The sequence below is a fragment of the Kitasatospora sp. NPDC001261 genome, from assembly GCF_042896795.1.
In the GTDB taxonomy this organism is placed as follows: Bacteria; Actinomycetota; Actinomycetes; order Streptomycetales; family Streptomycetaceae; genus Kitasatospora.
Map to the genome: position 1 here is coordinate 1 of NZ_JBIAXP010000060.1, position 10952 is coordinate 10952.

Genomic DNA, 10952 nt, shown 5'->3' on the forward strand with positions numbered 1-10952 from the left:
CGATGCAGTTGCGCCCAAGAACGCCGCCCCAGCGCAGTAAGGCAGTCACGAGGCGTCACCGCCCTGGCTTGACAACATCATTGGGAATCTCCCTTTCGCATCCGCCGCGGAGGCGTCCCCTTTCGGATCGCCTCTCCGGTCTCGGCGTCCACGAGTATGGTTGCGCCCCGGCCCGCCGCCGACCGGACACGCATCGGCGTCACCGGTCCGTGAATCCCCTTGCCGGTATGAGGAATTACCCCCTTCGACAACCGGCCGGAAAAGCCGAAACGTTCTTCCGGCCGACTCGACCGGCCCCCGTCAGCCGACCGGCCGAAGCCGCCGGCCACGGCTTCGGGGCGCTCCCGCTCCAACGGCGGACGGCCGGATGGCGCATCGGAACGTCCCGGCGTCCCGCGGTCGCGGCCTGCGGGGACCGTTGCTCTGGCGGGGTGATCCGCCACCGCCGCGCGCACGTTGGGGCCCGTCGGGCGCCCGCCGTGCCGTAGGCATGACCCGTGTCCCGAGCCCGCTCCCGTCACCCGCGGAGCCGGGCCCCTCCCCCACCCCCGTCGCGAAGGAACCGCCATGTCCGCCATGTCCCAGGAACCGGGCACCGTCACAGGGTCGTCGGACGCCGCGGCGTTCGCCAAGAGGACTCAGGTGAGCACCGACCCGAACGACTGGGTCCCCGTCCTCCAGGCGGGCTTCGTCTGCACCGTCGCGCACCTCGAGATCACCACCCTGGACGGCCAGCTGACGATCCGGCCCCGATGCGTCCCCATGGTCTACGCCTACCACGAGGAAGACGGCAGGAGGCTCCTCTACCTGCACGGGTCCATCTACTACCCGGACTGGCTCCCGGTCTCACTGAAGCACCTGTGGAGCGATGACGGCGTGTCCGTCAGCCTGACCGCCACCGTCGTCGACGGCCTCGTCGTCGGACGCGCGGCCATCAGCACCTCCCTCGACTACCGCTCCGTCGTCGTCAACGGCGTCGCCAGGAAGGTCGACCCCTCCCTGCGCGCCAAGAGCTTCCACGCGCTGAGCGACCAGGTCATCCCCAATCGCTGGAGCGAGCTGCGCCCCATCGACGACACCGACCTGAACACGGACGGGCAGAATCACCCCACCATCGGAGTCCTCTCCATCGACCTCGACGAGAAGGAGACGACCGTCCACGCCAAGATCGCGACCCACCCCGACGGGCCCGAACACGAGACCCAGCGGGACTTGGACTACCCCCACGCCTGGGGCGGCACCCTCACCGTGCGCCAGACGTACGGCGATCCCGTCCCCGACAAGCACGTCCCCCCGGGCACCCCCGTCCCCACGTCCGTGCAGGACCTCGTCAAGCGCCACCAGGCCACGTAGGACACGGCACCGCAGGCCCGGACCGTGCGTCACGGTCCGGGCCTGCGGTCGGTCACTGGCGGCGTGTCACCGACGGTCGGTCACAGCTTCGCGCACTGGCCGCCCTTCGGGCCGCTCACCGTGTTGGCGAGGCCGCCGTTCACCGGGGCCGGGGTGTTGCCGGAGCAGTCCAGCGGGCCGCGCACGGTGGTGCCGGCCAGCAGGGTGGCGCCCTTGTTGAGCGCGAGGTGGAGCGGGCCGGACAGGGTGGCGCGCAGGATCGCCGTGGCGCCGGTGGTGCCGCTGACGGCGACCGGGCCGTTCACGGTGGTGTCGCTCAGCACCAGGGTGTTCGCGCCGCGGGCGGAGAGCGGGCCGGACAGGGTGGAGTCCATCGCGACCAGGGAGGCTCCGGGCTGCACCAGGACCGGGCCGTCGACGGTGGCGCCCTGGAGGCAGGTGACGCCCGAGGTGACGGCGAGCGAGGAGTGCCGGCCGCGCACGGTGGTGGTGCAGGCGGGCAACGCGCCGACGGTGAGCGGCTGTTCGGCCGTCACCCCGCCGACGGTGACGCTCAGCGTCCCGCTTCCGGGGCGCAGCCCGGTCAGGGTGGCGGTGGCCGGGTCGTAGGCGGCGACGGCGGTGCGCGGGGCGCTCGCGGCGGTGCCGATGTGCACGGCGGTGCCGCCCCACTGGGCGGTGACGGGCCAGGCGACGGGCACGGTGCGCTCGCCGTCCTGGGTGAAGGTGGCGTGGACGGGGGCGGTTTCGAGCAGGCCGAGGGCGGTGGGGGCCTGGAGGTCGACGGTGTCGGCGCGGGCGCGGACCTCGGCGCGCAGCCAGGCGGAGGTGTCGTCGGCGGTGGCGTAGGGGTCGGTGACGCGGCCGGCGGCGGGGTTGACGCCGAGCATCGTCCAGCCGGTGAAGCCGCCGCGGTCGGGTTCGGCGGCGGGGCCCTTGCCGGAGTTGCCGTTGATCAGGTGCGGGACGCCGTCGATGCTCTGGGCGTGGAAGGCGCCGACGTGGCCGGTGACCATGGCGGCGGACTTGCCCTTGGTGCGGAAGTCGGCGAGCCACTGCTCGACCAGGGCGGCCTCCTTGCGGTCGCCGAGCTGGCTGCCCTGGTCGGGCAGCGGGTCGCGGGTGGGGTGGTGCTCGAAGAGCAGCAGGCCGGTGACGGACGGGTCCTGGGCGGCGCCGTCGAGGGCGGTGCGCAGGGTGGCGATCTGGTCGAAGCCGCTGCCGCGCAGGGTGCCGAGCGAGCTGTTGAGGGTGACGAAGCGGGTGCCCTTGACGTCGAAGACCTGGGTGGTGTCGCCGAAGGCGGCCTTGAAGTTGTCGATGGTGCCGGGGCCCATGACCTCGTGGTTGCCGGGCACGTAGTGCCAGGGGACGGTGTGGCCGGTGAGCTGGTCGAACTCGTCGAGGAGCGTGCGGGCGAGGGCGAAGTCGGCGGGGGCGGCCTCGTCGACGAAGTCGCCGTCGATGACGAGGAGTTCGGGTTTGGCGGCGGCGATGTCGCGCAGGGTGCGGCGGGCGGCCTGGACGATGTCGCTGTCGGGGCTGCGGGCGATGAACTGGGCGTCGGACATGACGGCGACGCGCAGCGGGCGGCCGTCGACGGTGCCGTTGGTGAGCACGACGGGGTCGGTGACCTTGGGCTGGACAGGCAGTTCGACGTCGGGGGCGACCTTGACGCGCAGGTCGGCGAGGGTGAGGGCGCCGGTGTAGGAGCGGGCGGCGCTGGTCTCCATCAGGCGGAAGCGCTGGAAGGTGAGCGGGTACTGGACGCCGGCGGGGACGGGGAACTCGACCTTGCGCCAGCCGGTCCAGGTGACCATCGGGGCGTCGAGGTTGGCGGTGACGCCGGCGGCGGTGCGGTACTGGACGCGCGGCCAGGCGCCGTTGCCGTCGCCCTCGATCCACATCGTGATCGAGCGGGGCTGGCCGGGCAGCACGATGCCCTCGGGGGCGATGGCGTACTGGCCGCGGGTGCCGGTGGAGTGGGTGAAGTCGTAGGCCAGGCGCAGGCCGTGGGTGCCGTCGGGGCCGGGGGCGGGGGCCGTCGAGCCGCCGGGGGCGCGGTCGTTGCCGGAATTCCAGGCGGCGGCGTCGGAGAAGTCGGCGAACGGCTTCTCGGTCATGCCGACGGTGACGGCGACGGCGCTCTCCAGGGTGCCGACGGTCAGTTTGAGGGTGGCGGACTTCCCGTCGGCCAGGGCCTTGAGGGCGATGGTGCCGTCGGGGGCGGCGCTCGTCTCGACCACGCCCTCGCCGCCGGTGACCTTGACGTCGGCGGCCTCGACGGGTGCGGTGTGGCCGAGCGCGTCGTAGCCGGTGACGGTGAGGCGGGCGGTGGCGCCGGCGCCTTCGAGGGCGATCGGCGCGCTGCCGGCGCTGACGCGTACCGCCGGGCCGAGCACGGTCAGCGGCAGGACGGCCTTCGCGGCGCCGGTGGCGGTGACGGCGACCTCGGCGGCGCCGGGGGCGCGGCCGGTGACGACCGCGTCCGGGCCGCGGCCCTCGACGCTCACGGTGGCACCGGTGGCGGTGGACCACGCGGTGGCGGGCACCGTCGCGGTGACGGCGCCGTAGGCCTCGTCGTGGGGCAGGGCGCGCACGGTGCGGTGCAGGCCGGGGAAGAGGCGGGCGGCGGTGTCCACGGCCGGGGCCGGGCGCAGCCGGAAGCCCTTGGCCTGGCCGGATCCGGGGGTGGAGAACAGGCCGAGGCCGTTGGCGACGGCGCGCTCCCCGCCGTTGTCGGAGGGGCTGCTGACGGTGCCGGCGCGCTCGGCGCCGGGCAGGCGGGCGGCCATCGCGGCGGAGCCGCCGCCGTCCATGTTGAGCGCGTTGTGGGCGCCCATGTCGCGCAGCAGGACGGCGAGGTCGGGCAGGCTGATGCCGGGGCTGTCGGCCTGCCGGCCGTCGACGGTGACCAGGTACATGCGCCGGTTGTCGGCCGAGAAGCCCACGGCGGTACGGGCGTTGAGCTCGTTGCCGTCGTTCTCGCCGGAGCGCTGGGCGATGCCGTCGGCGACCAGGACCTGGTAGCCGCCGACGGCGACGGCGACCTCTCCGAAGGAGGCGCGCGGGCGGTAGCCGACGGAGACCCGGTCGCCGGGCCTGAGGTCGCGCAGGGCGCGGGCGCCGGCCTCGCGGCCGACCAGGACGGTGGCGCCCTCGGGGACGGCGGCGCCGAGCGTGTCGCGGACGGCGGTGACCCGGCCGTCGCGCAGTTCGACCTCGGCGACCTCGGCGGAGCCGTTGGCGACGTTGCCGCGGGTGGCGTCGCCCCAGGCGGGGGTGAAGACGCCGACGCCGTCGGCGGGCAGGCCGTAGGTGTTGACGCCGTTCAGCGTCAGCTCGCGGCCGCCGGGCAGGCTCGCGTGGCCCTCCAGGAAGACCTGGGCCATCCGGGCGAGGCCGTCGGTGCCGACGGTGACGGCCTGGTTCCAGCCCTCGACGGGGGCCTGGACCAGGCCGTCCTTGCGGGAGACGCCGACGCCGAGGGGGGCCTCGGAGGCGTTCATGTCGAAGTAGTCGCCGTTGATCGCGGCGACGGCTCCGGCGCCGCGGGCCATGTCGGTGACGCTCTGGCGGGTGGTCACCTTGCCGGAGGACAGGTAGTCGACGCTCAGGCCCTCGGTGTCCAGGTCGGCGACGAGGACCTTGCCGCGGATCCAGCCCGGGCCGCCGAGGCGGTCGAAGGAGGTCATGGTCAGGCCGGGGGCGATGGGGGTGACCTCGCGGCGGGTGACCACCGACTCGCCGGGGCGGTCCAGGACCAGGCCGGGGTCGGCTTGTGCCCGGCTCGGCGCGGGGGCGTCGGTGGGGGCGGGGGCGGCCCAGGCGGGTGCGGCGAGGCCGGGCAGGCCGGCGGCCAGCGCGGTGGCCAGCGCGAGCGCGCCCAGGGCGCGGCGGCGGGTGCGGGTGCGGGTGCCGGCGGGCGGGGGTGGCATGGGGGTCTCCTCGTGCGGCGGCGGGCTCGGGCGTCTCCGGCGGCGTGCGGGGCGCCGGAAGTGCCGTTCGCCCGCGGACGGTGCGGCCCGGGGGCGTTTCCTCCCAGGCCGCGGGAAGTCAACCGTGCACGGACGGCCTCCAGTTCACGCGCCGGTGAACCGGCCCGCTCGGCGCCGCGAACAGGCGGGCGGATCCGGTGGGAAGGCTGACGTACCGCCACAAAGGGGGTGCGGCTCGCCTCTCCGTGCTCGCCCCCTTCCGTGTTCGGCGTTTGCCCCTCCCCCTGGGGCAGGGGGCACAGTGGCGGGCGTGCAGGACGACACGATCACCATCGGCGAACTCGCCGCCCGGACCAGGCTCAGCCTCAAGGCCCTGCGGCTCTACGGCGCGCGGGGGCTGCTGCCGCCCGCCCTGGTCGACCCGCGCACCGGCGTGCGGCGGTACGGCCCGGCGCAGGTCGAGCGGGCCCGGCGGATCGCGCTGCTGCGCGCCGCCGGGCTGCCGCTGGCGCGGATCGCGGCGGTGCTGGACGCGGCCGAGTCGGACGGCGACGCGGGCGAGCGGGAGCTGCTGGCGTACTGGCGGGAGCGGGAGGCCGAGCACGCGGCCCGCCGGGAGGCGGTGGGCTACGCCCGCGAGGTCCTGGCCGGACGGGGCACGGCCGTGTTCGAGGTCGCCGAGCGCGACGTGCCCGAGCAGCACGTCCTGTTCGTCCGGCGGCACGTGGACGCCGCCGCGCTGCCCGGCTTCCTCGCCGAGGCCTCCGGGCTGCTGCTCGGCCGGCTGCGGGAGGTGGGGGCGTGCCTGTCGGGGCCGCTGTTCGCGGTCTACCACGGCCTGGTGGGCGAGGACTGCGAGGCCCTGGTCGAGGTCTGCGCCCCCACCCCGGACGCGGTCGGGCCGAACGGTGTCGGGCCGCACGGCGTCGGGCCGCACGGCCCGTTCGCGGTGCGCGTCGAGCCCGCGCACCGCGAGGCGTACACCGCCCTGGCCCGCCGGCGCACCGCCGCGATGGCCGCCGCCCACGACGCGGTCGCCGCCTGGGTCGCCGCCCGCGGGTACGGGCGGGGCGGGCCGAACCGGGAGGTGTACCACCCGAACTGGGCGACCGCCGGGCCGCAGGAGCACGTCGCGGACGTCGCCGTGCCGCTGGCGGTCGCGGTCTCGGGCGCGGGCTCGGGCGGCCCTCCGGGAGGAGCTGACGACGGGCTCACAACGGGCTGACGCCGCGCTCACGGCGGGCTCGTGACGGCGCCCCGGCGGTGACGCGGCGGGGTCGGTCCCGTACGGACGGGCACCGCCCCGGTGTGGAATGGGCCACATTCCAGGGGTCGTTGACGGTCCGAAGTGACCAGGGTCACGTCCGGCGCGCGTTCGCGGCGCCCGGCGGCGCGGCCCCGTGGCGGGACTGGGCGGGCGCCGTGGCGGCACGGGCGAAGGGCCCGTCCGCTTCGGGACCTTGGTCGCGAATCCCCTCGACCTTCGCCCCGGTGGCGCCCCCTCGGAACCGGGGCAACCGTGGACGGTCGCCCGTTGTGACCGGGCGGTGGCGCCGTCCGAGGTGGGCGGCGTCTTCCCCTGCCGTCTACCCGGCGCACGGTGCGCAGTGCGTGCCGTACGCTCCGGAGGACCCCAAGTACATGTCCCAGACCATCGACAACGCCCCGTATACCGCGTTCCACCGCAGGCTGGCCCTCGCCTGTTCGGGCGGACCCCTGCTCGACGGCTACATCCTGAGCATCGTCGGCGTCGCCCTGATCGGGATGCGCCCGGACCTCGGGCTGTCCACCGCCGAGGTCAGCCTGATCGGCGCCGCCGCCCTGGTCGGCATGTTCGTCGGAGGCGCGCTCTTCGGCGTGCTGACCGACAAGATCGGCCGGGAGGTGATGTACACCGCCGACCTGCTCGTGATGGTCGCCTGCTCGGTGCTCTCCTTCTGGGTGGACGCGGTGTGGGCGATCACCCTGCTGCGCTTCGTGCTCGGCATGGCCGTGGCCGCCGACTACCCCATCGCCACCTCGCTGCTCGCCGAGTGGCTGCCCGCCAAGAAGCGCGGCCGCCTGCTCGGGCAGCAGATCGTCGCCTGGTACGCCGGCTCGGTGCTCGCCTACGTGGTGGGCTACCTGTTCCTGGAGCTGGCCGGGCCGGGCAGCTGGCGGTGGATGCTGGCGAGTTCCACGGTGCTGTGCGTGGTGTTCCTGGTGATCCGCCGCGGCTCGCCGGAGTCGCCGCGCTGGCTGGCCGCCAACGGGCGGGTCGGCGACGCGGTGCGGGTGGTCGAGAAGCACCTCGGGGTCCGGGTCGACGGCCGGGAGCTGATGCCCGATCCGGCCGAGCGCGGCCGCCCCGCCGGACTGCGCCTGCTGATGACCCAGCCCTACCGGCGCCGCACCCTGTTCTGCGGCCTGTTCTTCATGTGCCAGGTCGGCCCGCTGTTCGCGATGCTCACCTTCGGCCCGCAGATCCTCTCCTCCTTCGGCATGCCGGGCGGCACCGTGATGGAGACCCTCGGCACCGGCCTGATCAGCCTCGTCTTCCTGCTCGGCTGCTACCCGGCGCTGCGCCTGATCGACACCCGCGGCCGGCGGCCCGTCATCATCTGGTCCTTCGCGCTGATGACCGTCCCGCTGGCGCTGCTGGGCGTGTGGCCCACCGCCCCGGCCGCGATCGCGCTGCTGGCGCTGTGCGCTTACGCCTTCCTGTGCGGCGGGCCCAACGTGCTCGACTGGACGTACCCCAACGAGCTGTTCCCGACCGAGATCCGGGCCACCGCCGTGGGCGTCGCCACCTCGGTGAGCCGGATCGGCGCGGCCGTCGGCACCTACCTGCTGCCGCTGTCGCTGACCGGGCTGGGCACCGGCCCGACCATGCTGATCGCCGCCGGGGTCACCGCCCTCGGGCTGCTGGTCTGCGTGGCGTGGGCGGAGGAGACCCGCGGCACCGCGCTGGGCGCCTCCCCGGCTGCCCCTGCTGCCCCTGCTGGTGCCTCCGCCGGCGCGCGGACCGCGCGGGGCGCCGTTCCGGCGCAGCGGGTGGCGCAGACGGCGCGCTGACGGAGGACCGTCCGTGCCGTTTCGGCCCCCGCCCGCCTGGGCGGGGGCCGAAACGGTTTCCGGGCCGGGCCCGCGGGTCAGGCCAGGTCGCCGCGTTCGCGCAGCAGGGGCAGGAGGTGGTCGCGGACGGCGGGGGCCAGGCGCAGGGTGTCGTCGCGGCCGTCGGTCCAGCGCAGGTCGGCGAGTTCGGCGGCGGGGACGGGCTCGCGGTCCAGGGTGGCGGTGAAGACGGTCATCAGCATGGGCACGCCCTCGAGGGCGGCGGTGGCGCGGATGTCGGTGAGGTGGCGGGGGTCGACCGGGGCCGCGCCGAGCTCCTCGCCCAGCTCGCGGGCCAGCGCCTGGAGGGCGTCCTCGCCGGGGTCGGGCTTGCCGCCGGGGAGGTAGAAGACCTCGGGGGCGGCCTGCTTGCTGACGACCAGGAGCCGGCCGTCCTGGATGATCGCGGCGGCGGCGACGGTGAGGGGCGTTTCCGGGATGCTGGTGGCTGCGGATTCGATCATGGAAGCGATTGTCGCAGGTGGGAGGGCGTCGGGAGGGCGCGCCGACGGGGAACCCTTGCAAGTCCGTGCGCACGCAACTATTGTTTACGAGTGTAAATGCAGCTGCAAAAGTTGCATGCTCGCCCTTGCTTCACCCTGCATCCTTGCTTCACCTGCGTCCTGGCGTCAGCCGACCCCACCGGGAGTCCGACATGAGCACCTCTCTCTTCGCCCCGCTCACCCTGCGGTCCCTGACCGTCCCCAACCGGATCTGGATGCCGGCGATGTGCCAGTACAGCGCGGCCCCGGACGGCGCCGCGGCCGGCGTCCCGACCGACTGGCACTTCACCCACCTCGCGGCCCGCGCCGCCGGCGGCACCGGGCTGATCATCACGGAGGCCACCGCGGTCAGCCCCGAGGGACGCATCAGCCCGTACGACCTCGGCATCTGGAACGACGAGCAGGCCGCCGCCTTCCGCCGGATCACCGCGTTCCTGAAGAGCCAGGGCACCGTCCCGGCCATCCAGCTCGCCCACGCCGGCCGCAAGGCCTCCACCGAGCGCACCTGGGTCGACCGCGGACGCCCCGTCGCCCCGGACGAGGAGCACGGCTGGACCCCGGTCGGCCCCGGCACCGAGGCCTTCTCCCCCGCCCACACCACGCCGGACGAGCTCACCGAGGAGCAGATCGGCGAGATCGTGCGGCAGTTCGCCGACGCCGCCCGGCGCGCGCTCGACGCCGGCTTCCAGGTCGCCGAGGTCCACGGCGCCCACGGCTACCTCGTGCACCAGTTCCTCTCCCCCCACACCAACCGGCGCACCGACGGCTACGGCGGCTCCTTCGAGGGCCGCATCCGCTTCGCGCTGGAGGTCGTCGACGCCGTCCGCTCGGTGTGGCCCGAGGACCTGCCGGTCTTCTTCCGCGTCTCCGCGACCGACTGGCTCACCGAGAACCCGGAGGACGGCCGCGAGGGCTGGACCTCCCAGGACACCGTCCGCCTCGCCAAGGAGCTCCGGGCCCACGGCGTCGACCTGCTCGACGTCTCCACCGGCGGCCTCGTCCCCGACGCCCGGATCGAGGCCGCGCCCGGCTTCCAGGTGCCCTTCGCCGAGGCCGTACGCCGCGAGACCGACCTGCCGGTGGCCGCCGTCGGCCTGATCACCGACCCCGCCCAGGCCCAGGCCCTCCTCACCGAAGGCCGCACCGACGCCGTCCTGATCGGCCGCGAACTGCTGCGCGACCCCTACTGGGCCCGCCACGCCGCCACCACCCTCGGCGCCGAAGTCACCACCCCCATCCAGTACCACCGCTCCTGACCCCCGCCCCGCCCAGCGCAACGCGGGAAGTCGGCCCTACCGACTTCCCGCTCCACCTCGCGCGGGCACTTCCCCACCAACCGCCCGCGCACCCACCCCACCAACCGCCCAGCGCAGCACAGTGGGCAGTCGACCCCGTCGACTGCCCACTCCACCTCGCACGTGCACTTCCCCATCGACTGCCCTACCCGGCACGAGAAGTCGGCCCCGCCGACTTCCCACTCCGCCCCGCTCACCGCAGTCGCTCCACCAACTTCCCAACGCAGCACAGGAAGTCGAGCCCACCGACTTCCCACCCCACCTCGCGCAGGAACTTCCCCACCAGCCGCCCCGCACGCACGAGACCTTGGCCCTACCGACTTCCCACTCACCCGCCCACACATCCCCAGCCAACGGAGCAGGGGCGAGGGAGCAGAGCAGCGAAGCACAGGAAGTCGGCCCCATCGACTTCTCACTCCGATCCGCTCGCCGCAGCCATCAACGGACCAGCGCAGCGTGGGAAGTTGAGCCATCCGACTTCCCATTCACCCGCCCTCACCCGACGAAGCCGGAAGGGAGCGGAGTGGCGCAGCACGAGAAGTCGGCCCTGTCGACTTCTCAGAGGGTGTTCTGCGAGTCTTGGGTGGTTCTCGTAGTCCTTGAAGGCAAGTTGTCCGGTTCCGGTACTTCACGGCGGGCCGTCGGCGCGGTGTGCTAATGGACGTGGGTGAGCGTCCTGCGTACCCGAGCGACCTGTCGGATGAAGCCTGGGAGCTGATCCGGCCGGTCCTCACCGCGTGGAAGGCGAGGCATCCCTCGGTCAGCGGCCA

The 10952-nt window shown here is 74.3% G+C and carries 6 protein-coding genes; 4 read left to right on the forward strand and 2 right to left on the reverse strand.

Translation table 11 applies throughout. The features are described from left to right. Positions 1 to 567 precede the first annotated feature (567 nt). Entirely contained in the window at positions 568 to 1353 is a 786-nt protein-coding gene (locus ACFY4B_RS42285; protein ID WP_387977092.1) for a pyridoxamine 5'-phosphate oxidase family protein, read from the forward strand. Positions 1354 to 1433: 80 nt separating this feature from the next. Here the strand turns inward: ACFY4B_RS42285 and ACFY4B_RS42290 are convergent, their stop codons facing one another. Next, a complete protein-coding gene (locus ACFY4B_RS42290; protein WP_387977095.1) occupies positions 1434 to 5291 on the reverse strand; it encodes a phosphodiester glycosidase family protein in 3858 nt (1285 codons plus the stop codon). 310 nt (positions 5292 to 5601) lie between these two features. Here ACFY4B_RS42290 and ACFY4B_RS42295 point away from each other — a divergent pair, with 310 nt between their 5' ends. Both ACFY4B_RS42295 and ACFY4B_RS42300 read left to right on the forward strand, forming a co-directional pair. Continuing rightward, positions 5602 to 6516: a MerR family transcriptional regulator gene (locus ACFY4B_RS42295; protein WP_387977098.1), complete on the forward strand. Its 915-nt coding sequence runs from the start codon at positions 5602 to 5604 to the stop codon at positions 6514 to 6516. A 416-nt stretch (positions 6517 to 6932) separates the two neighbouring features. Next, positions 6933 to 8345, forward strand: coding sequence for an MFS transporter (locus ACFY4B_RS42300; RefSeq protein WP_074005316.1), 1413 nt, complete (start codon positions 6933 to 6935; stop codon positions 8343 to 8345). Between the two features lie 77 nt (positions 8346 to 8422). Here the strand turns inward: ACFY4B_RS42300 and ACFY4B_RS42305 are convergent, their stop codons facing one another. Continuing rightward, positions 8423 to 8848 (reverse strand): NUDIX domain-containing protein, encoded by a 426-nt coding sequence (locus ACFY4B_RS42305; RefSeq protein ID WP_074005315.1) that lies wholly within the window; start codon positions 8846 to 8848, stop codon positions 8423 to 8425. 191 nt (positions 8849 to 9039) lie between these two features. Between ACFY4B_RS42305 and ACFY4B_RS42310 the strand changes: the two genes are divergently transcribed. Continuing rightward, positions 9040 to 10143 carry an NADH:flavin oxidoreductase/NADH oxidase gene (locus ACFY4B_RS42310; RefSeq protein WP_387977101.1) on the forward strand — a complete coding sequence of 368 codons (1104 nt, stop codon included), beginning with the start codon at positions 9040 to 9042 and terminating at the stop codon, positions 10141 to 10143. Positions 10144 to 10952: the final 809 nt, after the last annotated feature.